Origin of the sequence: Sporosarcina siberiensis, assembly GCF_042681925.1 — a bacterium.
GTDB lineage: Bacteria > Bacillota > Bacilli > Bacillales_A > Planococcaceae > Sporosarcina > Sporosarcina siberiensis.
The window spans coordinates 85,334-109,472 of sequence record NZ_JBHUGI010000024.1; the positions used below are offsets into that span (position 1 = coordinate 85,334).

Consider the following 24,139-nt stretch of genomic DNA (forward strand, 5'->3'; position numbering starts at 1 on the left):
CGAAAAAGAGATTTAATTATAAGGTTTCCCACTTTTTAAAATTGCTTGACACTTTCAAATGTTACGTGTAATGTGAACATCAATAACTTAATAGAAATTTTCTTATCCAGAGAGGTGAAGGGACTGGCCCTATGATACCTCAGCAACAGACTTTTATAGTACTGTGCTAATTCCAGTAGTTAATAACTTGGAGATGAGAAGAGAAAAACGCGAATTTTGCAAAACCCTCTTCTTTTATAATGAAGGGGATTTTTTATTTAGTAAATTAATTTAGAGAGTTTGGAAATCGATATCTAAAATTGAATAGTTTTCTTATCTAGAGAGGTTTAGGGACTGGCCCGATGACGCCTCAGCAACCCCCATTTATGGAAAGGTGCTAATTCCAGCAAGTCTATCAACGACTTGGAAGATGAGTTTTATTTGGTCATCTTCCTATGCATTTGAGGGAGATGATTTTTTATTTGTAAGATTTTAATTCAAAGGAGGGATTGTTTTTGGTTCATTTTAGTAAACAGACAGAACTCGTACAAATAGGTAATCGAAAAGATGAAAAGCATGGTGCTATAAGTACTCCGATTTATCTTTCAACAGCATATCATCATGATGAAATTGGACTCGGTCAAGGTTATGCTTATTCAAGAACTGGAAGTCCTACGCGAGATGTATTAGAAGAAGCAGTCGCAAGTCTTGAAAGTGGTGACGATGCATTTGCCTGTAGTTCCGGAATGAGTGCAGTTCAACTTGTATTTTCAATGTTTGAAAAAGATTCGCACTTTATTGTCTCTCGAGATCTTTATGGTGGCTCTTATAGAATGTTTGAATTATTTGAGAGGAATTATGGTTTTACTTTTACGTATTGGGACGGGAGAGAAGAAGAGCAACTTAACGAATATATTCAGGAAAATACAAAGGCCGTTTTTCTTGAGACACCGACAAACCCGCTGATGCAGGAAACAGATATAGCGTTAACGGCCAAATTCACTGAGAGACATGAGCTGTTATTAATTGTAGATAATACTTTTTATACTCCTTATATACAACGTCCAATTGAAGAAGGTGCAGATGTTGTGATTCACAGTGCAACTAAATATTTAGGGGGTCATAACGATATACTTGCTGGTCTCGTTATTTCAAAAGGAGAAAAGTTAGGCAAAGAATTAAAGTATTTACACAATGCATGTGGATCTATCCTAGCTCCTTTTGATTGTTGGCTTTTAATTAGAGGCTTAAAGACACTTGCACTGCGTATGAACCAACATGAAAAGAATGCTCTTATCATTCAACAATTTTTAGAAGACCATTCTTCAGTAACGGATGTATTTTATCCTAGAAGAGGAGGTATGGTTAGCTTTTTAATAGCAAAAGAAGAATGGGTGTCGACATTTTTAAAGTCGCTGAAATTGTTTTCATTTGCGGAAAGTTTGGGTGGAGTGGAGAGTTTTATTACGTACCCCGCAACGCAAACGCATGCAGAGATACCTGAAGATATCCGAAAGGAATATGGACTAACCAATTGTTTGCTTCGAATTTCTGTAGGGATAGAAGATGAAATAGATTTGGTTGCAGATTTACAACAGGCATTTCAAGAGTGTGAAAAATTATTGAATCTTGAAGTTTAGGAAAGGGAAGTGAATTGGTTGGATTTACTAAAAACGATGAGGGAACGCATACTAATTGGCGATGGCGCAATGGGAACCCTTCTATATTCTCACGGAGTGGACCGCTGTTTTGAAGAGTTGAACTTGACACACCCAGAACAAGTTCTTCATATACATCAAGCTTATATTCAAGCGGGTGCCGACGTTATTCAAACGAATACATACGGTGCAAATTATATTAAACTTTCAAGATACGGTTTAGAAGATCAAGTGAAAAAAATCAATCAAGCTGCTGTTAAATTAGCAAAACAAGCAGCAAAGGAAGATACATTTATTCTTGGAACAATTGGAGGTATTCACGGCTCCCAAACTGAAATTGGAACTAAAGAGGAAATCAAGAGAAGTTTTAGAGAGCAATTGTATTGCCTTCTTCTTGAAGGGGTGGACGGATTAATTCTTGAAACTTATTATGACTTTGATGAGTTAACAACAGTACTTAAAATTGCTCGTGAAGTATCAGACCTACCAATCATCGCGAACGTTTCAATGCAAGAAGCTGGGGTCTTGCAAAATGGGATGACGCTTGCAGATTCCCTTTTAAAATTGGAGGAATTGGGAGCAGACGTTGTTGGTATCAATTGTAAATTCGGCCCTTATCATATGCTTAAATCATTGGAATTCGTACCCCTCCCAAAACGTGCAATGCTTGCAGTGTATCCAAATGCGAGTTTGCCTAGCTATCAGGATGGGAAATTATTTTATGAGAATAAACCGGAGTATTTTAAAGAGCAGGCAGAGAGTTTCCGTAGTGAAGGGATTCATCTTATCGGTGGATGTTGCGGTACAACACCTGAGCATATTCAGGCATTAGCAGAGGGTTTCATCAACAGAAAGCCTGTTACAGAAAAAATCATTAAAACAGAAGAAATTAAAGTGAATGTTTCAGAGCAAAAGCGATTAACAAAACCCAGTTTACTAGAGATTGTGAAAGAACGACATTCTATTATTGTAGAACTTGATACACCAAAACATTTAGATACTGACCTATATTTTCAAGGTGCAGAAGCATTGCAAAAAGCCGGTGTGGATGCCATTACACTTGCAGATAATTCGCTTGCAAGTCCTAGAATATGTAATGCGTCAATGGGTTCATTAATTCAACAGAAATTTGACGTGTCGCCACTTGTTCACATTACTTGCCGGGATCGAAACTTAATAGGCCTGCAATCACATCTTATGGGTTTGCATACTTTAGGCATAACTGAACTACTAGCGATTACGGGTGATCCTACAAAAATAGGCGATTTCCCTGGAGCAACCTCAGTTTTTGATGTCACATCATTTGGTTTGCTTGAAATGATTCAACAATTTAATGCTGGAATATCACCCTCAGGAAAGTCTTTGAAACAAAAGACGAATTTTACAGTTGCGGCTGCATTTAATCCAAACGTACGTAATCTAGATCGAGCAACACTACGTCTGGAAAAGAAAATTGAAGCAGGTGCGGATTACTTTATTACGCAACCAATTTACAGTCCTGAAAAAATTATTGCTGTCTATGAAGCAACTAAACATTTGAAAGCACCCATTTATATTGGAATTATGCCTTTAACTTCAACTCAAAATGCCGAATTTCTTCATAATGAAGTCCCAGGTATTAAATTAACGGATGAGGTCCGAGCAAGAATGGCTTTGTTTACAAATGACCGTGAACAATCAACACGTGAAGGAATTGAAATATCAAAAGAGCTCATTGATGTTGCACTCGAGTATTTTCATGGAATCTATTTAATCACTCCTTTTACTCGCTATGACATAACGGTTAAATTGACAAATTATATAAAAAGTAAAGTAAATGTAGAGGCAGTAGCGAAAGCATTGGTGACATTGAACTAAAAAACAGAACAACTAAAACATAAAACTGAGGAGATGGATGATATGGTAAAAGTACAAAGTTCAACTATTGGATACCCACGTATTGGTGGAAAGCGCGAATGGAAAAGAGCATTAGAAAGTTTTTGGAGTGGGTCAATTTCAGAAGTCGAATTATTAACGAAGACAAAAGAAATACGTCTAGACAATCTTCGGAAGCAAAAGGAAATCGGTATTGATTTAATCCCTGTAGGTGACTTCTCATTATATGATCATGTACTAGATACATCAATAATGTTCGGAATTGTGCCGACCCGTTTCGAGTATGCTGGTGGGAAAGTTCCATTAGATACCTACTTTGCTATAGCCCGTGGTAATAAAGATGCAATTGCTTCAGAAATGACTAAGTGGTTCAACACAAACTATCATTATATCGTTCCAGAATTGGATAATGTAACGCCAAAATTGGTTGAGAATCGTCCACTAGAATTTTATCGAGAAGCAAAAAAAGAATTAGGGATTAACGGTAAACCAGTTCTTCTGGGCCCAATCACATTTATAAAACTAGCTAAATCATCAGGGGATACTCCTTTCGAAGAGACAGTAGAACAATTTACACCGCTATATATAGAAGTGTTAAAAGAACTTGCAGAAGCAGGCGCGGAGTGGGTTCAAATAGATGAGCCAGTATTTACAAGCGAACTGTCGGCAAATGAACACAAGGCTGTACAGAAGGCCTATACCGCAATTCATGAGGCTGTTCCAAGTTTGAAAATCATAGTCCAAACGTATTTTGAGAAGGTTGCAAATTATGCAGAGGTTTCAGCACTTCCTGTGCATGCGTTAGGTCTTGATTTTGTTCATGGCAATACAATTGAATTGCTCCAAAAGTTTGGATTTCCAAAGGATAAAGTTTTATTAGCAGGTGTCGTTGATGGTAGAAACGTATGGAAATCCGATTTAGATGTAAAACTTTCGCTGTTGGATGAAATTCAATCCCATGTAGAGAAAGATCGTCTGATTATACAACCATCATCTTCATTACTTCATGTTCCAGTAAGTATTGAACTTGAGTCGAAATTGGACAATGTGATCAAAGGCGGACTTTCGTTTGCAGATGAGAAGCTACTTGAAATTGTTCATCTGACAAAAGCGGTTCAAGATGGCAAGGAAACAATTGCAACAGAGCTAGAAGAAAACAAGAACGCTCTTACTACTCTTAACAATTCTAAATATCGTCAAAACGTGGTAGTTAAAGGTAACATTAAAAACTTGACAGAAAGTGATGTAAATCGAGCAGCACCATTTGCTGAAAGAATTCTTGCTCAGCGAAAGCGTTTTAATTTACCACTTCTTCCTACAACTACGATTGGGAGTCTTCCACAAACAGCAGAGGTGCGTAAGCAAAGATCTAAATGGAGGAGAGGAGAGAGCACTGCAGAGCAATATGAACAGTTTATCAAAGATCAGATTTCAAAATGGATAGATATTCAAGAAGAAATTGGTCTAGATGTATTGGTTCATGGTGAATTTGAAAGAACAGATATGGTGGAATATTTCGGGGAGAAGATTGATGGATTCGTTGTTTCCCAATTTGGTTGGGTTCAATCATATGGATCACGTTGTGTAAAACCACCGCTTATTTTGGGTGATGTTGCTTTTAGTCAGCCAATTACGGTGAAAGAAAGTGTCTTTGCACAATCGTTAACGAAAAAACCGGTTAAAGGAATGTTGACAGGTCCAGTAACTATTCTGAATTGGTCATTTGTACGGGATGATATTCCTCGTTTTGAAGTTTTAAATCAAATAGCGTATGCACTACGTCATGAAGTAGAGGAACTCGAAAAGAATGGTATCCACATGATTCAGGTGGATGAGCCAGCACTAAGAGAAGGACTTCCACTTAATCTTTCAGACAGAAAGGGATATTTAGATGCAGCCGTTCATGCTTTTAAAATTTCAACTGCATCTGTTGAAAATGACACGCAAATCCATACACATATGTGTTATTCTGATTTTAACGAAATTATCGACTCGATTAGTGCGCTAGACGCAGATGTAATTTCAATTGAAGTTTCCAGAAGCCATGGAGAACTAATTTCAGCATTTGAGAAAAACACTTATGATAAAGAAATTGGATTAGGAGTATATGATATTCATAGTCCGCGTGTTCCGAGTAAAGATGAGTTAAGACAGAATATAAATCGTGCATTAAAAACGATTAACCCTAATCAGTTTTGGATCAATCCAGATTGCGGACTTAAAACGAGAAATGAAGAAGAAACAATTGCAGCTTTAAAAGTAATGGTCGAAGCTGCTAAAGAAATTAGAGCAGAACAACTTGCACTTGTAAAATAATGTTCTACTACCACTTCTTAATTGAGAAGTGGTTTTTTTATTTCAATAGAATGCACTAACTTTTTGTATTTCGGGTATACCTGTATTATGAAATAATCTTTTTCAATCTTACAGTTAAGAGTTTACTTTAGGAGGTATGAAATGAAGACAAAAGGTCGTAAACGAAGTACTAATGTTGAAGATCGTAGAGGTATGGGAGGTAAAACGTTAATGGGAGGCGGTATTGGTGGAATAATAATTGTTCTTATCATTACCTTTATGGGGGGAGATCCGGGAGAAGTTTTAAATAATATACAACCCAATTCGGACAGTAGTACACCCTATGTAGAATCGGAGGAGGAAAAAGAGTTAGTGGAATTGGTTTCGGTTGTATTATCGGATACTGAAGATGTTTGGACAGATATTTTTGAGGAAAATGGTCTTATTTATGAAGAGCCGGTTCTTGTCATTTATACAGGAAGTGTTCAATCAGCATGTGGTGCAGCAGGTGCATCTGTAGGTCCATTTTATTGTCCTGGGGACCAGAAACTCTATATTGACCTCAGTTTTTATAATGACTTGAAAGAAAAATTTAAGGCACCAGGGGATTTTGCAATGGCGTATGTGGTTGCTCACGAAGTCGGACATCATGTTCAAACTCTGTTAGGTACGACTGATGAAATTATGCCACTTCGACAAAAACTAAGCGAAACAGAATTTAATAAATACCAAGTACGATTTGAATTGCAAGCAGATTATTTTGCTGGAGTTTGGGCCCATCATGCACAAGGGATGGATTTACTTGAGAAAGGGGATCTTGAAGAAGCTTTAACTGCAGCAAGTGCAATCGGTGATGACACTTTACAAAAGAGGGCGCAAGGCTATGTTGTTCCCGAAAGTTTTACGCATGGAACCTCAGAACAAAGGAGGAATTGGTTTTATAAAGGATTTGAAAATGGCACACTTGAAGGCGGGGATACATTTAACTTAATTGATTAAAAGTAACAGAAATATAGACATTAATTGTGTTATCTTATAAGCTTAGGTTATTATCATAAAAGTAATGGAGGGTTTTTGTGAATCTTTTACAAGTTCGAAAAGGTCAGTTCGTTTATTATAAAAATGAATTACACAAGGTATACTCGGTTCGACCACTTTCTAGGTTATCGGTTTTAATGTACCGCATAAAAGACATGGTTCAAGAATCTTGTAAAGCTGAAGACCTAACGCTTTATAAGCCGCAACATATGGATTCATTAATGTTGTTGGGGGTTCGCTACACCTTAAGAAAAGACGTAGGAGCAGAAGAGGGCGGTTATATATTAATTACACGTCCACACCCAAGCCAAATGGATTACTATTCATTGAATGAGTTTGAAAAAGTGGAAAGTCTCATTGATGTTGGTGTATATACAACTTTTCATAACACAGTTCGAAAAAGAGAATACTTGGTGATGGTTCCTGGTGTCGATAGTGACGCCAATGAAATTGATTATCTCGATTATTCAATTGTCACAGAGAGTCAATTAGAAGAGGATATACAATTAGAAAATGAAGCGAAAAAGCTTTCGGTTGCAAAACCTTCTGTTGGAGATATTTATATAAATCTAGACAACGGAATTAAAGCAATGGTAGTCGCTATTATTGACGATGAAGTTGCTCTAGGAACAGGAGAACGAGTGAAAAGTACTGAATTAATTGAATCAAACAGTTGGAACTTAATTTATAAAACTGGGAATGAAAGTTTCTAATAGAAATTCGAAATAAAAATACCGTCACTCAATACATAATCATGTATTGGGTGACGGTATTTTTGAATTTAGCTTTAATATAAAGTTCTTTCGTATAAGCCGATCATGCACCGGTTACATTAAGGTTAATACTATATTATTGATGTGAAAAGAGGATTGAAATTTTGAAAAGTAAAATAGCACATTATATTTTATTACTAATGATTACGTTACTCATATGTGGTGCCTGTGGAAATAAAAATAAAGTGACAAAGTTTCCAGATGGGACGAAGGAAAAGGATAACGAACCTGGCGAAGTTTACGGATATTCTGAATATAATATGACAATAGATATTAAGGAATTGAAGGAAGCCATAATTGTTGAATTCAAAGAGGGGCAAAATAAAACGGAAGCGCTTTATGAAAACAAAATCGACAATATTTATTTACATGGCAATAAAGCTTTGGAAAAGATAGGTCCCTTATTTGAAAATCTTGATTTTGATCCAACTATGGATGATCTAGATATGATTAAGAAAGCATCCGATGTATTTGAAATAAATGATTACACAAGTTTGAAACTGGATATTAAATTTAAAGGATACGATAAAAAACAATTAAAATTTATGAAGTAATCTATCGTGCTGATCATCCATGATTTTTATGGGTGATTTTTTTATACACGAAAATACAGACGATGCATACAAATGATAGTAGTGACAATTCTATTTTCACGAAAGAGTGAGGATAAATGAAATCAATTGTATTTATTGAAACGACTAAAACAGGCTCTGGTCATGAAGGGATAAAAACGGTATTTCGATTGGGCTATGCACCTATCTTAGTTACGGATCGAAGGGGCCTTTTTGAAAACCAAGAAGAGTTTCCTGAAGTTTCTCGGATAATATTTGTATCTGAAATTGTAGAAGAATTGATTGGTATAGAAATTGAAATTCTTCAAAAAGAAGGTTGTGAGATAGCCGCGATTATTAGCTTTGTCGATCCTTATGTTTCACTGGCAACTAATTTATCAAATGCGTTTTGTGGTTCGAATATCTCAGCAGGTGCACTAAGAATTATGGAGAACAAAGCGATTACAAGAGAATTTCTTGAAAAAGATAGGATGAATGCTCGTTATGAAATATATGATGCGAAAATAGGGGTTGCTAAAATGAGAAATTGCTATCCATTTGTTATTAAAGCAGCCGTTTCAAAAGCATCAAGGGATGTCTACTTGGTTGAAAATAATTTTGAAGCAGAAAATGTTGTAAATAAATTAGTAAGACTTTATCCAAATCAAGAAATAATTCTAGAGGAGTATCTGAATGGACCCCAGTATTTAGTAGAGGTTGTTATTTATAATGGGAAAGTAAACATTGTCGCAATTATCAAGCAGGAAATTGAAAAAGAGGTTAAGTTTATTGTTACGGGATATATGGTTTTATTAAATGTAGAGGAATCGATGTATGCAAAAATTTATGATGCCGTTACATCCATTCAGGAAACATTAAAGATTTCCAATGCTGCATTTCATATAGAAATAAGAATCATAAATGGATGTGTGAAACTTGTTGAACTGAATCCGAGGATATCTGGCGGAGCGATGAACCGAATGATTGAAGAATCTTTTGGAATTAGTTTGGTGGAACAAACGATTAAGATATATCTTGGGTTGGAGCCCGATTTAATTAATACACATGAAAAAAACATTTATGTTCATTATATAACAATTCATTCATATGGTTATTTACTAAAGATTACTGGTATTGATAGTGCAAAGAAATCTGAAGGGGTCCGGGAAGTATTTGTGAAACCGATAGTAGGATCAATAATCATTCCTCCAATTTCGATGGGACATCGATATGGATATGTAATTGCAACTGGGGATACTGTAAGTGAGGCAAAGAGGAATGCGATGCAAGCTGCGAGTAAAATTAAGTTTTATATAGAACCACTGGATTAGGCTTGGAACTTTTTTAAAAACCCATTCCTGTAAAAAGTCCAAACATATACTAGAAAAGGAGTAGATGTTTTTGGAGGGAGGGGACAAGTCGGGATGCATCAAGAAAACACTATTTGTAAAGCAATGAAAAGACTTTTAGAAGAACAAGACATTATTGCAATGAAGGATATTGAATTTCAATTTATATGCAATTTAAAAAAGTATGATACCATTCCGTTTATGATGATTTCTTCAGAATATAAGGAGCCATTTTCAGTTCACTATAAATGTATTACTACATCTCATTTTAGATTGGAAAAAATAGATGCAGAAACAAGTTGTGCAACATTATCATTGCTTGTACCAGTAGATATTGAAGGAAACTTTATAAATTCGAGTGATGAGTTTTATGCACTACGAAAAACAAAAACATGTGTAATTATCAATTTAAATTGTTTTTGTGCAATCAATCCACTTCCTCCAGAATTAGTTAACCGACCCCAACCCATTGTTTTTCCAAAATGATAAAATAGTATCTTTTATACATTACACCGCAGCATATGCAGTTGCGGTTTTTTACAATTAAAATAAATTCGCACAACCTGAACGTTTGTCCTTATCAAAAGCACTGTTCATTGAATGTAATAGAGAAGAAACAGAGATGAAAAGGAGATTATTAAATGATATTGATAGGAATGTTACATCATAGAAAAGACCCCACGACAGTTCTAAAGTCTTACGCGTACGCAGCAGTTGCCAAAGTAGAAGGAGCTACTTTTTTTTATTTTACACCTGGAGAGGTGAATTTTACAAACCGCACAATTAGCGGACAAGTTTATGAGGATGGGAAATGGATAGTGAAAAAAATGGCCTTTCCTGATGTAATTTACAATGCTGGAAGTCCTGAAAAATTAGCGAAATCGAAAGAAATAATTAAAAGATTGAAAAGGGAAATCCCTTTTACGACGTATTCGATAGGAAATAAGTGGAATATTACTGAACGGCTGAATGAAGCGGGAAAATTCTCGACATATTTAATTCCGACTGAAATTATTAGAAGCACAAGTCAGTTTTTTAAATTTAGTAGTGCTTTTGAAAGAATTGTATTAAAGCCAATTGACGGTAGAAAAGGAATAGGAATATTGTTTATTTCAAGAAAAGGTTCAAGTTTTACTGTCGGAAGTAATGCTGTAACGACAATCTTTACAAAACAACAGCTAGCTGAATTAATAACAGAGAAACTTAAAACCGGAAAATATATAGGTCAGCCATACATTCAATCTAGAACAAACTCTGGCCAAGTATTTGACTTTAGACTACATGTTCAAAAAAACGGTGAGGGCAAGTGGGTGATTACGACCATTTATCCACGAGTTGCGCCACTTGGATCAATCATCCCTAATATCAATAGTGGCGGTTTTACAAATTACTTAGAACCATTCTTAAATCAAGAATTCAAAAAGGATGCGTTCAATATTAAAAGAACATTGGAGTACTTCTCCTTATCTTTAGCAAGTCATTTGGATGAACTTCAAATGATTCAATATGGTGAGGTCATTGACGAAATAGGAATTGATATCGGTCTTGATGAGAATCAGAAACTGTGGATTTACGAAGTAAATTGGCGACCCGGTTGCCCTCCTGCATTTTATTTGGAATTGGATGTCGTTAAAAACGGGATTAAATATGCTATCTATTTAGCGGAAAATCAAGAAAAGATAAAAAGAGAAATAATGGAGTTGAAACAAAAAAGCATTGGAAATAAAATGAATACGCCAATTATTGCAATCACAGGTAGTGCAGGTAAGACGACTTCCAAAGCATTTCTCGCCTCTATCTTAGCAAAAAAGTGGAAAGTATTTGAATCTAAGGATTATTGGAATACAACTGACCATACAAAAAAACACGTTACAGAAATTAAGCCAGATCATGAAGCGGTCGTTTTGGAGTACGGTATGGCTTATCCTGGTGTGATTACACATCATTGCGGCATCATAAAGCCTACTATTAGTATCGTTACGAATATTGGAATGGCGCATGTCGGCAATTTCGGTGGAGATGTTAAAAAAATTGCAGCAGCAAAATCCGAACTTATACACGGTATGGATCAAAAAGGCCTGTTGTTCCTTAACAATGATGATTCGAATTCAAAGTATTTGGAAACGAAGAATTTCAAAGGAACTATTATTACAATTGGCATCAAATCGGAAGCAGATTATATGGCATATGATATTACTTATGTAGATGGTGGAATGAGTTTTAAAATGAATTTACAAAATCAAGAAATGACATTATTTATACCGATTTTAGGTGAGCATCACGTATATAATGCGTTGAACGCTATTGCTGTAGCTGATCAATTGGGATTTAGTCCTATGGATATTAAGTTAGGTTTACTTTTTCGGAAACCGCCTAGAAGAATGACGATATATAATTGTAGTAAAAGTATTACTGTAATCGATGATACCGTACACTCACATCCTGAAGGGGTAAAAGCGGCTATAGATGTCTTAACAAACATTGGGAAATACCGTAAACTGGCAATAATAGGCCAAATGCGAGAACTGGGAGAGTTACGAGAAAAATCATATGAATTGTTGGGGAATTATCTTTCTGAGTCAGACGTAGATGTACTCATCACCTATGGTTTCCGAACAGAAGAAATTGGACAGCAGGCAATACGGAATGGATTCCCAGAAAACAACATATATCATTTTACAAACCGTGAAAAATTACATGAGTTGTTAAAAAAATTACTTCAAGAGAACGACACAGTATTAGTTAAAGGTGCTAGTAAAACAAATATGTTCGATACCGTAAAATTCATTGACACGCATTTTTCTAATGAATAATAGAAAGGACACCTGCTCATCGCAGATGTCCTTTTATTATTCTTCTTCATCCTTTATATGGAAGATGATTTCATTTGCACCATTTTTAGCATTCAATTGAGCCTCTTCCATACTGTCACCGGTTGCGATTACATAAGCATACCTATGACCCATTGAAAGTGGAGGAGTTAGGTTTGTGCCTTTCTTCGTTTTTACAAATACTTCTAAAACACCAGGTGATTTTAGAGCCCTTCCTTTACCAGTCACTTTTTCTAAAACCCCTTTTTTGGATACAACAATATATTGCGTAAATACATCCTTTTCATATTTGTTTTGAATTGAAGGGGTATCTCCAAGATAAAGTTTTAACGTTTCTTCTACCAAATTATAACCAAATGCTGCTTGGATCATTTTATTCATTGCGCCTCCAGATATTCTTGGATTTACTTCGATGAGTTTCCAACCCTTCGTAGATAATCGTAATTCGAGGTGAAGGGAACCATACTGAATTCCTAACTGTGATGTGACAGAATGGAGCACTTCTTCAAGTCCTACCTTAAGTTCAGTTGGTATTTCCAAGAGTACACCATAACCAGTAATGATGAACCGCTTGTCATGTGTGATTTCTTGTTTAATGATTGCTGCTATTTGGACCGCACTGTCGGAAACAATAGCTTCGACTAAATATTGATCACCGACTATATATTCTTCAATAATAATCGTTTCATTTGGATCTCTTTTTCTTAATTTGGCAATTTGTTTTTTTAATTGTTTTTTTCCAGTTGCAAATAATACATCTTTGGAACCGGTAGACTTTGGTGATTTAGCAATAACAGGAAATACAAGTTCAGAACGGATTTTTTTAAAGGAAGGCTTTTGGCCCGCTTGAATGATATGAAATTTCGGTGTATATTGTTGGTTTTGAAAAAAGGTTCTTGTTTTCTCTTTGTTTTCCATTATTTCTATAGCTTTGGACGATGCGATATTTCGGCAAAATTCATCACATAGAATTGAAGCTATATGGACATTGGAATCAATGAAGCTAATAATAATTTTGATATCCATTCCTCTGGATTTTAGTGCGTCTATCACATTCCTCATGTCAGTAATACTAGTTGTATCAACGGAAATCATTTCATGTACATTTGTGTATTCCTCTCTTTGCCGTAATTGTTTCTCATTATTAGTAAAAACAACTGTAAAGTATCCAAGTTGTTCAGCGGAGTGAATTGCATCTCTACTGGACCCAGATTTATTGGTGTTTATAAAGATAATTGTTTTCAAATAACCCACTCCCAAAATAGTTTCGAGTAAGACAACTCTCTATATATATGTATGAATTAATTCATTCCCAGCTTGGTTCCGTATCACGATAGAAAAAAACTTGCGGTAATAGTTGATTGTACAAGCGAAGTATCGAAATACGCATATGATAGGGAATATGAAGGGAGTGAACAGTTCACAATGAAGCCACTCTCAGTAAAAGAGCTGAAAGCTGTGATTGCTGGTGAATTGACGCAAGGGCATGATGACATGATTATTGAACAAGGTGCCTATCGAATTAAACAAGTGAAAAAAAAGAATACGGTTCTCTTTTCGAAAATAAAGATTTTAAACTGGAATGATTTAAAAGAATTTTTCCCATTAGTCCTTGTTACGAATCAAGAATTAACCGAACGCGATCAAATTGATCAATTATCAGTTATTACAGTTCAGGATGTTGACGTAGCGTATTGGAAATTTATTAATTACTACCGAGATTTGTTTGAAATTCCTGTAATTGCAGTAACCGGAACTTCTGGAAAAACAACTACAAAAGAAATGATTAAGCATATTCTTTCGAAAAGTAAAAGTACTGTTTCAACGGACAGTACAAATAACTCTCGTACGGCTCATTTACACTATCTTTTAAGCATTGATGATACTACGGAAGCTGCTGTTTTCGAAACGGCTGTAGGTGCTCCAGGAGACGTATTAATTGCAGGGAAAATATTTAAGCCAACAATAGGTATTATTACAAATATTGGTGCACATCATTTGAATTATTGTAAGACAATCGAGGCATATATTAGTGCGAAGGGAGAAATGTTGCAAGCGCTGAATAATGAGGGTGTGCTAATAATTAATTCAAATGATGAAAACAGCAAGAAAGTAGAATTAGAAAAGTATAATGGTCGTGTGATCCGTGTGGGTATGGATTCATATTGTGATTATTATGCAAAAGATATTAAATACATTAATAACGGAATGCAATTCGTTCTTAGACATAAAAGAAAAAGATATAAGACGTTTGTGCCGGGTCTAGGAAGACACCAAGTATTTAACGCATTAGCAGCAATTGCTGCAGCCCATGAAGTCGGGATTAGCTTGAAAAAAGCTAGAAAACAATTGAAAACATTTCAAACCTTTAATAAACAACTTCAAGTATTTCCGGGGATTAATAACAGCATTATTCTGGATGATACATGGAGTATAACAACGACTTCTTTGGAGGCGGCTTTAAAAGTTTTAAAGGATCTTGGAAAAGGAAAAAAAACGATAGCGATTGTGGGAACGATAACAGATTTAGGATCCTGGGGTAATATTGTTCATAAACAAGCAGGGACGCTGATTTATGAAATTGGTGTAGACGTTTTAATAACAATTGGAGAGCATGCACGGATAATGGCCGAACAAGCACTGGCATGTGGAATGACATCTTCAGTTTATTCGTTTAATAACAGTATACTTGCAAATAAACTGTTAAAAAATATTGTTGATGAGAACACAATTATTCTAATCAAAGGTGACATGTACAGTCAGGCAATTGTTGATTTAGCCTATAGTTTACGAAGAGAGAAATAGTTCTTCTTCAACAAAAGAGAAGGAATATTATTGAGACCTTTATTAGTAAGTTATTTTTGGAAATTACTTATGGGAAATTAGCATGTTTCAGAGGCGATTTACTAAAATAACGATAGCATTCATATTTAATCTGATGCAAAAATATTATTGAAAGGAATAAGTTTTTTAATAAATAACATAAAACCTCCTTTTATGGATACTCTAAGTTAGTAACCAAAAAGGAGGAAAATATATTGAAACGATTTGGGTTAATTACAATGGCGTTAATCATTTCTGTTTTACTTTTAGGATGCGGAATGAACAAGAATAAAACGGAGACAGATAAAACATCAACAGATACAACGACAGACACAGTGCCGGCAGAAAACTCAACGCCTTCAGAGGTTGAAGACAAAGTTACAGATGAAGTAGGTGACAATGAATCCAAGCTGGAAGTTGCTAAGGATGCAGCGAACCTTATTACAGAATTAGATGAAGTCCAAAGCGCTACAGTTATTGTAACGAATAACAATGCATATGCCGCTATTGTTTTACATGATCAAGCTAGCGAAGAACTATCACCGAATGTAGAAGATAAAATAGCGGATAAAGTACGATCTGCAAATAGTACTATTGAGAATGTCTATGTGTCATTAAATCCGGATTTTGTTAAGCAAATGAATGACTATGGTGATAAAATTAATGAAGGGAAGCCAGTAGAAGGATTTTTCGAAGAATTTTCAGAAGCGATGAAAAGGGTATTTCCTGATGCTCATTAATGTTAGATAAAAACAAGTAATAATCAGCTATTTTCAAATAGCTGATTATTACTTGTTTTATTATTTTGTGAGTACCCAAAAAACAATAAATACAATTCCGAACGTCACCCATATTAAGGATAAGTAGAGTTCTCTTTTTCTTTTATCCTCCATACCCCGTGTGAAATAACGTGTTACAATCTCAATAATAATTGCAAATAAAATTAATAGAATCCATTGTATGATTTTCAAACCCCCCGCATTTGTTATTAGAAACAAGAGCCTACTGCTCCTCATCGATGATTGTACCAAACACAGCTTAAACAAACAATTTAATAAATACATTACATCGATTGTGTAAAATTCATCATAGCTTCTCTTAGTGATATACTAGAAAGAGAACTTAAAGAAAGAAGTAGACTACATATAAATTTAATCTAAGTGGGGGGAAATCATGTTTAAGTCTGTTACGTTTTATACAAACAAATTAAAAGCACTAAAACGTTTCTACGGTGATGTAATGGAATTTAGTATTGTAGAATCAACAAATGAACAGTTTGTTGTTGAAATAGGACAATCTGCAATTACGTTCATACATACAGATCAACCAGCTTTTTATCATTTTGCAATTAATATACCAGGAAATCAGTTTTCTATGTTGAAATTTTGGATGCAAGATCGAGTGACGTTAAACCGTGGGGAATCATTAGATGAAATTTACTTTTCAAGTTTTGACGCGGATTCAATGTATTTTGAAGATCCAGCAGGGAATATAGTTGAATTAATTGGGCGTAGAAAACAGGATTTATTTGGGGAGGTGTCAAAAGCATCTTTTCTAAATATAAGTGAAGTTGGTATAGTAACACCTTTTGTTGCAAGTGTAGGGGATCAACTGCAAGACTTCGGGATTCCATTGCGAGGTGGAACAGATGTAAATCCGATGACATTGAATTTTTTAGGAAAAGGCGATGCATTTATCGTACTAGTTCCACCTAATAGAAAATGGTATTTTTCAGAGAGAATGTCCGAAATTTACCCATTAAAAATTGAATTAAATGATCATCGTCAAATTATCATCGATGAAGAGGGCAGTATTACTTTAATACCTTAATATAAAAATTTCTGTAAGAGAAGTAAAAGTGTCTAGGGCAGTGTATTTAAAATATTCCAGACCTAAATCAGAAATAATCAAAAAAGAAAGCATCGGCATTAACCGATGCTTTCTTCTTCATTTAAAAGTGTAATTTAGAGAACTGATTAATAAAGTGAAATTCGTTTTCAAAATATTTGAATCAGACTAAATCGACTTCGTCCATCGAAATTCCACAAGCCATTGCAACGCCTTTTCCATATGCTGGATCGGCTAAATAACAATGTTTAATATGTTTAATAATGACTTCTCTTGGAGCTCCATCGATGTTTCGAGCTGTATTCCCAAAGAGACGCTCTTTTTGTTCATCATTCATAAGATTGAACAATTTTCCAGGCTGTGTGAAGTAATCACTGTCATCCTCACGGAAATCCCAAATATCTGCATCACCGTTTAATTTAAGTGGTGGCTCTTTGTATTCAAGTTGCTCTTTCCATTCGCCGTAGCTGTTTGGCTCATAGTGAAGCGTGCTTCCCATATTGCCATCAGTTCTCATTGCACCATCGCGGTGGAAGCTGTTGAATGGACATTTCGGTGCGTTTACCGGAATCTGGTGGTGGTTGACCCCTAGACGGTAGCGCTGTGCATCACCGTATGAGAATAATCTTGCTTGTAGCATTTTGTCAGGAGAGAATCCGATTCCCGGCACAACTGCAGCAGGTGAGAATGCAGATTGCTCTACTTCAGCATAATAGTTTTCAGGGTTTCTGTTTAATTCAAACTCTCCTACTTCAATAAGAGGGAAGTCGCCTTTATACCAAACTTTTGTCAGGTCGAATGGGTTATATGGCATGTTAAATGCTTCTTCTTCTGTCATTACTTGGATGTACATTTTCCATTTCGGGAAATCACCATTATCGATACTGTTCATTAAATCTCTTTGATTGCTTTCACGGTCTTTACCGACAACTGCTTCCGCTTCTGCATCTGTTAAATACTCAATACCTTGTTGTGTTACAAAATGGAATTTAACCCAGTGACGTTCATTTTGTTCGTTGATCATACTGAATGTATGGCTACCGAATCCGTGCATATGTCTAAGCGACTTTGGAATTCCACGCTCACTCATAGTGATTGTTACTTGATGAAGTGATTCAGGAAGTGATGTCCAGAAATCCCAGTTGTTTTTCGGACTGCGCATATTCGTATGCGGATCACGTTTTACAGCATGGTTCAAGTCTGGGAATTGCATTGGATCCCTGAAAAAGAATACAGGTGTATTGTTCCCAACGAGATCCCAGTTTCCTTCTTCAGTATAAAACTTCATTGAGAATCCACGAATGTCACGCTCTGCATCAGCCGCACCACGTTCTCCGGCAACTGTAGAGAAACGTGCGAACATTTCTGTTTGTTTCCCAACTTCTGAGAAAATTTTTGCTTTTGTATATTTAGTAATGTCATTTGTTACAGTAAACGTACCATATGCACCAGAACCTTTTGCGTGCATACGACGTTCAGGAATAACCTCTCTGTTAAAATGGGCTAGTTTTTCCAGTAACCAAACATCTTGTAAAAGTACTGGCCCTCTAGGTCCGGCTGTCATTGAGTTTTGATTGTCAACAACTGGAGCACCTGCAGCAGTTGTTAGTTTTTTATGATTCTCATTCTCGTTATCTCTTTTACTCATTAGCATAACTCCTCCTTATGTTCTGTATGTACATCTACTACTATAGCAAAACTTTTTAAAAATTACTAATAATAATCATTACAATCAAGTAATGATTATTAAGGGGGGAGATAACTTACCTTCACTTGAAATCTGTGCTTAGTATCTATCATACTATTAAAGTTTTTACTTTTGTTCAACTTTAATAGTGTGTTAATTTAATTCATGCTCTATTACTAATAGTGTGTTAATATAGAGGTGTCTTATTTTTCTTCTTTCTTCAAGAATACAGGTAGTTGCATATCATACAATTGTATAGTACTAGACCTTATTAATTGAGTTTTGTTGTTCATTTAGTTTAAGCATGAAAAGGGGGGAGTTACATGGCTAATGAATCCGTTTTAATCGTTGAAGATGAGGATGGAATTCGCAGTCTGCTGCAACTTTTTCTGAGAAATAAGGGCTATGAGGTACATGAAGCTAAGAATGGTTTAATAGCTTTGGCGATGTTAAAAGAACAAAAGCCTGAAGTTATTTTATTGGATATAGAAATGCCAGAGATGGACGGGTTTGAAGTCTGTAAAAAGATTAGAGAGCAATCCAAAGTACCTATACTATTTATTAGTTGTCGAAAGGAATCGATGGATAAAATGACCGGTTTCCAAGTTGGGGGCGATGATTACATTACAAAACCATTTGATTTTCATGAGCTGGATGCCCGCATTCAGGCGCTCTTACGTCGTAATGATTGGATAAGTAATAGTGAAGAGGATACCGAAAAAATAACCAAAAAAACTATGACAATTTATACGGATCGATGTGAAGTGTTTATTAACGATAATAAAGTTCACCTTCTCCACAAAGAATACCAACTTTTATTAGTACTTGTGAAGCATCCGAACCGTGTGTGGACAGCAGAACAACTGTATGATCATATTTGGGGATATAATTCTGATGGTACACCGCAGACTGTGAAAGTTCATATAAGTAATTTACGAGGAAAACTGTATAAACACTCAAAAGATACTGAGTATATCCAAACCGTTAGGGGTTTTGGATATCGTTTTCCTGAGACAAATTAAATTGGTTTTTCATAGGAAATACATGAATGCATAAAAAAGGTAAGACTTCAGTAATTTCTGAGGTCTTACCTTTTTTTATATTAAAAGAGATTAAGTTTTTCAATGCGGGCTACCGCTTCTTTTAAACGATCTTCGTCTTCCAAAAGGCCGACACGAATATAACCTTCTCCGTAAGAACCGAATCCATTTCCAGGTGCAACTGCCACATTCGCTTTTGAAAGTAAGAGTTCTGCAAAGGATTCACTTGAATATTCTTTAGGTACTGGTAGCCATGCGAAGAAAGAGGCTTCTGGTGCTTCAACATCCCAACCTATTCGTTTACATTCAGATATTAAAACGTTTCTTCGGTTTTCATAAAGTGAAACAAGGTTCTCTACAGAGTCCTGACTGCTCGTCAACGCAACCGCAGCAGCACGCTGAACTGCAGGAAATGGATTTATAAACAAATGGTCTTGTAATGTATTGATGGCTTCTATGATCTCGTGGTTACCAACAGCGAATCCAATCCGCCATCCAGCCATATTATATGTTTTCGAAAAAGTGTACATTTCAATGCCAACATCTTTTGCACCTTCAGCTTGTAAAAAACTGACCGGTTTTTTTCCCTCAAATCCAATTGCACCATATGCAAAGTCATGCATAACTGAGATATTCGAAGCTTTTGCGAATTCTACTGTTTCTTCAAAAAATGGGATACTTGCAGTTGCACTTGTTGGATTGCTTGGGTAATTTAAATACATAAGTTTAGCCTGTTCTTTTTGTTCACTGGAAAGAGCGGTATAATCTGGTAGAAAATTATTTTCAGCAAGTAAAGGCATTAAATCGTATTTAATATCGGCTAAACTAACACCCGATAAATAGTCAGGATAACCTGGGTCGGGTAGTAATAATAATTCACCTGCATTCATAAGGGCAAGTGGCAATTCAACCAATCCTGTTTTTGTTCCAAACAATATTGCTACTTCTGTTTCTGGATTAATATCTACATTATATTCTCGTTTATAAAATACACCAACGGCTTCTTTTAGCTCCGTTGTACCTCTAAAAGCTGCATATCCATGTGTGAGTGGATCTTCTACTGCTTCCTGAAGTGCTTTAATAATATGTTTTGGAGTAGGTTGGTCGGGATTTCCACGGCCCAAATTGATGATGTCTCGTCCCTCAGCCATTGCAGCTTCAACGTTTTTTACCAGTTTAGAGAAAAAGTGAGGGGGCATGTTTTTTAATCTTTCCGAAATTACCATAGTTAACAAACCTCTTTTCATAATTATAGGATAGATCACATTACTATAAAGTTAGCCAAGGTCGATCGTTTTTCCAATTAATTTTAACGGGAACTTCAAATGTTTTTGATAACTTAGTGTCTATCAATACTTCCTTTTTCGGTCCGGCTGCAACGATTTCACCATTATGAAGGAGAAGAACGTGTGTCAGCTCTTTTACTAATTCTTCAATATGATGAGTAACATATATAATATGACAGTTATTTTGTTTTACATCCTTCATTATAGCAAGTAATTGTTCCCGTGATAATATATCTAGTCCTGAACAAGGTTCATCCAAAATTAAAATCTCTGGATTACTCATCAAAGCCCTTGCGATAAGCACTCTTCTCTTTTCACCTTGGGATAGAAATTGAAACGATTTCCCTTTTAAATAGCTTAAACGCATCAGTTCAATTAAAGAAGATGCTTTTTTATAATCCTCTTCTGAAACATGTTCATATAATCCGAAAGATGCAAATTTCCCACTAACAACTACTTCTTCAATCGTTTCATTATTAACAAGTTGTGAAAAACGATCTAATGAACTACTTACAAAACCAATCTTTTTGCGTAATTCAGGTAAACTGGTCTTTCCGAATTTATTTCCAAGAACAGATACATCTCCGGTAGTAGGGAAGTGGTAACCCGATACGATATTCAGAAGAGACGTTTTTCCAGATCCATTTAGACCTAAAATAGCCCAATGCTCATTAGAATTGATATCCCAGTTAATACCTTTGAGTATTGCTTGTCCATTTCTACGTAAGGATACATCTGTGAAAGAGATAACGGACTTCAAAAAAACACCCCATCTGTAAGTTTATGTTTTATTATAATAAGTTAATATATTAGCAAGTATACATCTATTGTTAAAGAATTTACAATGCTCGTATTATATGGAATACTAATGATTCAACTAGAGACATCTAGCGAAAAAGCTTGCCGATAAATTTAAAAGGTGTGATTGTTAATGAAAGAACTGATTGTTCGAGGAGCCCCAAATAAATATATTTGTAAAGAAGGTATACTGGATAATCTTGAAGCTCAGCTTTTACTACATAAAATAACTCGAGTTTTATTTGTAACTGGGGAGAAGTCATGGAATGCTGCTTCACGGTATATACCCGAATTCAAAGAAATAGAAGGAACGGTGGAACGTTACCGCGGTGAATGTTCGATTTTAGAAATTAGCCGAATCGCCAAATTAGCGATTGATTTAAAAGTAGAAGCAATTATCGGTGTAGGCGGAGGAAAGATAGTCGATCTGGTAAAAGCTGCAAGTAATAAAAGCAATACGAAAACAGTCATTATACCAACACTTGCTTCAAACTGTGCACCGTGGACGCCACTTAGTGTTATTTATACAGAGGAAGGAGTTATGACGCATTACGAGGTTTATACTTCAGGTATCGAGCTTGTTTTAGTAGAACCACATCTTTTACTTGATGCTCCAATTGATTTATTTGTAGCTGGTATTGGAGACACATTAGCAAAATGGTATGAAGCCGATGTTCAAATTAGTAGGTTGGAAGAACGATCAGTTCCAATCGAAATTGCTTATTTCGCAGCTCTACAATGTAAAGATGTTTTATTGGAACATAGTAACAAAGCTTTACAAGCGGTACGAACACGAACGATGAATACTGATTTTATAAAAGTTGTAGAAACTATTATTGTTTATGCTGGTATGGTAGGTGGGTTTGGTGATTCATACGGTCGGATTGCGGGAGCGCATTCGATTCATAATGGGTTGACTGTCGAAAGTGAAATGCACAATAAACTTCACGGAGAAAAAGTCGCGTATGGTATTCTAGTCCAATTAGTAATGGAAGATAAATTAGTTGAGTTAAAGTCTGTTATTACTTTTTATAAGGAACTAGGGTTACCAATCAGTTTAAAGGATTTAGGATTATTAACTGTCACGGAAGACTTAGTGTTCCGAATTGCAGAAAAAGCAACTTTGCCGAATGAATCGATTCATGTATTGAAAGAGGAAGGCATTCATGAAAAAGATGTATCAACTGCGATTTTTAAACTGGAAAGCATGCACTACTAAAAATAATTAAACAAAAAAACATGTCCATAAAAGACATGTTTTTTTGTTATTAATCGAAGTTTGTGCTCATGAGATATGTATTAGACCGTGACAAGTAGTCGTGCATGCAGAAATAATTATTTAGCGGTTGAAAGTAAAGACTGTCGTCTAAAGCTATAAGCCAAAGAGAAACAGAAGAAAGTGTGTTACAAATCCTTCTACAGTCTTACTATTGATATCAACTCATTTAATCCGCTTATAAAATTCTTTTTTCTAGGAGGAATGTTTAAGCGTGATTTATCAATGATAATTTTACGCCAAGGCTTACAAACCTAAATCTGTCACCGAATGTGAGAAATTGATTTACATGCATTTCGACAAATTTTAACCTTGTAAATATTGTTTACCCAGTAATGGAAAAGTTAAACATCCTTGGGGATACTTTATTTGTAAATACAACATTAGAGCTCAAATTGGCGATTTTGTTAACTCAGTTTTAGCTGGGAATCAATTTGTTGCATCTAATAATGCCTGCTTCATACCATTATACGAGGCTTTCCATATATCTGTATCCGTGGAAAAAGCTTTACGAGTTATTGTAAGCATTTCCTGTAATTTTTCCTCGTAATCATCAGCTTCTTTTAATGGTAACTCTTTTCTATATTGATCAACAAATTGTTTTGTTTTCTTTGTGATTGGTCCCCATTTTGCGACTTCGTTACCGTCTTCATCTATAAACAGGATAATAGGAATCGTTCGAGATTTACCATTGGTTAAATATTGATCCATAAGTTCAAGATTTTCATCACGCGGCAGAAGTCGTACCGGCATATCTGAGTACTTTGCAAGCTTTAGCACTATAGGAATATTAAACATGCAGTGTCCACACCATGGTTCGGCAAGTATGAGTACACGTAAGTTCATTTCTTTTATTTGCTCAAAAAAGTCTTTGTCTGGTGAAGGTTTGAAATTCTTAGCTACTAGAAAAAACTCTTCTTTTAGAGTATCTAAAGTTTCGATATATTCAGTTGCGGTTAAACCTTTTTCATACCACTGATTCAGGCCCATTAACAATTCACTCCGTTCATTTGATATGTTTTAAGTGTACTG

The 24,139-nt window shown here is 35.5% G+C and carries 20 protein-coding genes and 2 riboswitches; of the genes, 14 read left to right on the forward strand and 6 right to left on the reverse strand.

Annotated elements, in window-relative coordinates; genetic code table 11:
- Positions 1–99: 99 nt before the first annotated feature.
- Positions 100–200: riboswitch (SAM riboswitch) on the forward strand.
- A gap of 109 nt (positions 201–309) precedes the next feature.
- A riboswitch (SAM riboswitch) is annotated at positions 310–416 on the forward strand.
- 78 nt (positions 417–494) lie between these two features.
- The 9 genes from ACFSFY_RS08355 to ACFSFY_RS08395 all read left to right on the forward strand — a co-directional run bounded on the left by ACFSFY_RS08355 (position 495) and on the right by ACFSFY_RS08395 (position 12,331).
- Entirely contained in the window at positions 495–1,619 is a 1,125-nt protein-coding gene (locus ACFSFY_RS08355) for a PLP-dependent transferase (protein ID WP_381537092.1), read from the forward strand.
- 18 nt (positions 1,620–1,637) lie between these two features.
- Positions 1,638–3,494: a bifunctional homocysteine S-methyltransferase/methylenetetrahydrofolate reductase gene (locus ACFSFY_RS08360; protein WP_381537094.1), complete on the forward strand. Its 1,857-nt coding sequence runs from the start codon at positions 1,638–1,640 to the stop codon at positions 3,492–3,494.
- A gap of 42 nt (positions 3,495–3,536) precedes the next feature.
- Positions 3,537–5,828 carry a 5-methyltetrahydropteroyltriglutamate--homocysteine S-methyltransferase gene (gene metE / locus ACFSFY_RS08365; RefSeq protein WP_381537096.1) on the forward strand — a complete coding sequence of 764 codons (2,292 nt, stop codon included), beginning with the start codon at positions 3,537–3,539 and terminating at the stop codon, positions 5,826–5,828.
- Between the two features lie 141 nt (positions 5,829–5,969).
- Positions 5,970–6,806: a KPN_02809 family neutral zinc metallopeptidase gene (ypfJ, locus tag ACFSFY_RS08370; RefSeq protein ID WP_381537098.1), complete on the forward strand. Its 837-nt coding sequence runs from the start codon at positions 5,970–5,972 to the stop codon at positions 6,804–6,806.
- Between the two features lie 77 nt (positions 6,807–6,883).
- Positions 6,884–7,558, forward strand: coding sequence for a hypothetical protein (locus ACFSFY_RS08375; RefSeq protein ID WP_381537100.1), 675 nt, complete (start codon positions 6,884–6,886; stop codon positions 7,556–7,558).
- 164 nt (positions 7,559–7,722) lie between these two features.
- Positions 7,723–8,172 carry a YusW family protein gene (locus ACFSFY_RS08380; protein ID WP_381537101.1) on the forward strand — a complete coding sequence of 150 codons (450 nt, stop codon included), beginning with the start codon at positions 7,723–7,725 and terminating at the stop codon, positions 8,170–8,172.
- 116 nt (positions 8,173–8,288) lie between these two features.
- Complete coding sequence (locus ACFSFY_RS08385; protein WP_381537103.1) at positions 8,289–9,500, forward strand: ATP-grasp domain-containing protein; 1,212 nt, start codon at positions 8,289–8,291, stop codon at positions 9,498–9,500.
- Between the two features lie 93 nt (positions 9,501–9,593).
- Positions 9,594–10,004: a CotY/CotZ family spore coat protein gene (locus tag ACFSFY_RS08390; RefSeq protein WP_381537105.1), complete on the forward strand. Its 411-nt coding sequence runs from the start codon at positions 9,594–9,596 to the stop codon at positions 10,002–10,004.
- A 155-nt stretch (positions 10,005–10,159) separates the two neighbouring features.
- The gene (locus ACFSFY_RS08395; protein ID WP_381537107.1) at positions 10,160–12,331 is read left to right on the forward strand and encodes a YheC/YheD family protein; all 2,172 of its coding nucleotides are present in this window, start codon (positions 10,160–10,162) and stop codon (positions 12,329–12,331) included.
- A gap of 36 nt (positions 12,332–12,367) precedes the next feature.
- On the opposite strand, the gene ACFSFY_RS08400 is transcribed toward ACFSFY_RS08395, so the two are convergent.
- Positions 12,368–13,603 carry an ATP-grasp domain-containing protein gene (locus ACFSFY_RS08400; RefSeq protein WP_381537109.1) on the reverse strand — a complete coding sequence of 412 codons (1,236 nt, stop codon included), beginning with the start codon at positions 13,601–13,603 and terminating at the stop codon, positions 12,368–12,370.
- A gap of 171 nt (positions 13,604–13,774) precedes the next feature.
- Between ACFSFY_RS08400 and ACFSFY_RS08405 the strand changes: the two genes are divergently transcribed.
- Together ACFSFY_RS08405 and ACFSFY_RS08410 are read left to right on the forward strand one after the other, a co-directional pair.
- The gene (locus tag ACFSFY_RS08405; protein WP_381537112.1) at positions 13,775–15,154 is read left to right on the forward strand and encodes a Mur ligase family protein; all 1,380 of its coding nucleotides are present in this window, start codon (positions 13,775–13,777) and stop codon (positions 15,152–15,154) included.
- Positions 15,155–15,387: 233 nt separating this feature from the next.
- Positions 15,388–15,912: a YhcN/YlaJ family sporulation lipoprotein gene (locus tag ACFSFY_RS08410; RefSeq protein WP_381537114.1), complete on the forward strand. Its 525-nt coding sequence runs from the start codon at positions 15,388–15,390 to the stop codon at positions 15,910–15,912.
- Between the two features lie 60 nt (positions 15,913–15,972).
- On the opposite strand, the gene ACFSFY_RS08415 is transcribed toward ACFSFY_RS08410, so the two are convergent.
- Positions 15,973–16,170, reverse strand: a complete 198-nt coding sequence (locus tag ACFSFY_RS08415) for a hypothetical protein (RefSeq protein WP_381537116.1) — start codon at positions 16,168–16,170, stop codon at positions 15,973–15,975.
- Between the two features lie 175 nt (positions 16,171–16,345).
- On the opposite strand from ACFSFY_RS08415, the gene ACFSFY_RS08420 reads away from it, so the two are divergent.
- Positions 16,346–17,002 (forward strand): glyoxalase, encoded by a 657-nt coding sequence (locus ACFSFY_RS08420; RefSeq protein ID WP_381537118.1) that lies wholly within the window; start codon positions 16,346–16,348, stop codon positions 17,000–17,002.
- Positions 17,003–17,183: 181 nt separating this feature from the next.
- Here ACFSFY_RS08420 and ACFSFY_RS08425 read toward each other — a convergent pair whose 3' ends face one another.
- Positions 17,184–18,668 (reverse strand): catalase, encoded by a 1,485-nt coding sequence (locus tag ACFSFY_RS08425; RefSeq protein ID WP_381537120.1) that lies wholly within the window; start codon positions 18,666–18,668, stop codon positions 17,184–17,186.
- 362 nt (positions 18,669–19,030) lie between these two features.
- On the opposite strand from ACFSFY_RS08425, the gene ACFSFY_RS08430 reads away from it, so the two are divergent.
- The gene (locus tag ACFSFY_RS08430) at positions 19,031–19,729 is read left to right on the forward strand and encodes a response regulator transcription factor (RefSeq protein WP_381537122.1); all 699 of its coding nucleotides are present in this window, start codon (positions 19,031–19,033) and stop codon (positions 19,727–19,729) included.
- A gap of 80 nt (positions 19,730–19,809) precedes the next feature.
- Here the strand turns inward: ACFSFY_RS08430 and ACFSFY_RS08435 are convergent, their stop codons facing one another.
- Positions 19,810–20,973, reverse strand: a complete 1,164-nt coding sequence (locus ACFSFY_RS08435) for a pyridoxal phosphate-dependent aminotransferase (protein ID WP_381537124.1) — start codon at positions 20,971–20,973, stop codon at positions 19,810–19,812.
- A 43-nt stretch (positions 20,974–21,016) separates the two neighbouring features.
- On the reverse strand, positions 21,017–21,793 hold the full coding sequence (locus ACFSFY_RS08440; RefSeq protein ID WP_381537126.1) for an ABC transporter ATP-binding protein: 777 nt from the start codon (positions 21,791–21,793) through the stop codon (positions 21,017–21,019).
- Between the two features lie 171 nt (positions 21,794–21,964).
- Here ACFSFY_RS08440 and ACFSFY_RS08445 point away from each other — a divergent pair, with 171 nt between their 5' ends.
- Entirely contained in the window at positions 21,965–23,050 is a 1,086-nt protein-coding gene (locus tag ACFSFY_RS08445) for an iron-containing alcohol dehydrogenase family protein (RefSeq protein ID WP_381537128.1), read from the forward strand.
- A gap of 486 nt (positions 23,051–23,536) precedes the next feature.
- On the opposite strand, the gene ACFSFY_RS08450 is transcribed toward ACFSFY_RS08445, so the two are convergent.
- Positions 23,537–24,097 carry a thioredoxin family protein gene (locus tag ACFSFY_RS08450; protein WP_381537129.1) on the reverse strand — a complete coding sequence of 187 codons (561 nt, stop codon included), beginning with the start codon at positions 24,095–24,097 and terminating at the stop codon, positions 23,537–23,539.
- Positions 24,098–24,139: the final 42 nt, after the last annotated feature.

Bases quoted from the DNA above. Each gene is read 5' to 3' on its own strand.
- ACFSFY_RS08445 (WP_381537128.1), top strand. From the start codon at position 21,965: ATGAAAGAACTGATTGTTCGAGGAGCCCCAAATAAATATATTTGTAAA.
- ACFSFY_RS08435 (WP_381537124.1), bottom strand. From the start codon at position 20,973: ATGGTAATTTCGGAAAGATTAAAAAACATGCCCCCTCACTTTTTCTCT.
- ACFSFY_RS08405 (WP_381537112.1), top strand. From the start codon at position 13,775: ATGAAGCCACTCTCAGTAAAAGAGCTGAAAGCTGTGATTGCTGGTGAA.
- ACFSFY_RS08450 (WP_381537129.1), bottom strand. From the start codon at position 24,097: ATGGGCCTGAATCAGTGGTATGAAAAAGGTTTAACCGCAACTGAATAT.
- ypfJ (WP_381537098.1), top strand. From the start codon at position 5,970: ATGAAGACAAAAGGTCGTAAACGAAGTACTAATGTTGAAGATCGTAGA.
- ACFSFY_RS08430 (WP_381537122.1), top strand. From the start codon at position 19,031: ATGGCTAATGAATCCGTTTTAATCGTTGAAGATGAGGATGGAATTCGC.
- ACFSFY_RS08425 (WP_381537120.1), bottom strand. From the start codon at position 18,668: ATGAGTAAAAGAGATAACGAGAATGAGAATCATAAAAAACTAACAACT.
- ACFSFY_RS08385 (WP_381537103.1), top strand. From the start codon at position 8,289: ATGAAATCAATTGTATTTATTGAAACGACTAAAACAGGCTCTGGTCAT.
- ACFSFY_RS08390 (WP_381537105.1), top strand. From the start codon at position 9,594: ATGCATCAAGAAAACACTATTTGTAAAGCAATGAAAAGACTTTTAGAA.
- ACFSFY_RS08395 (WP_381537107.1), top strand. From the start codon at position 10,160: ATGATATTGATAGGAATGTTACATCATAGAAAAGACCCCACGACAGTT.
- ACFSFY_RS08420 (WP_381537118.1), top strand. From the start codon at position 16,346: ATGTTTAAGTCTGTTACGTTTTATACAAACAAATTAAAAGCACTAAAA.
- metE (WP_381537096.1), top strand. From the start codon at position 3,537: ATGGTAAAAGTACAAAGTTCAACTATTGGATACCCACGTATTGGTGGA.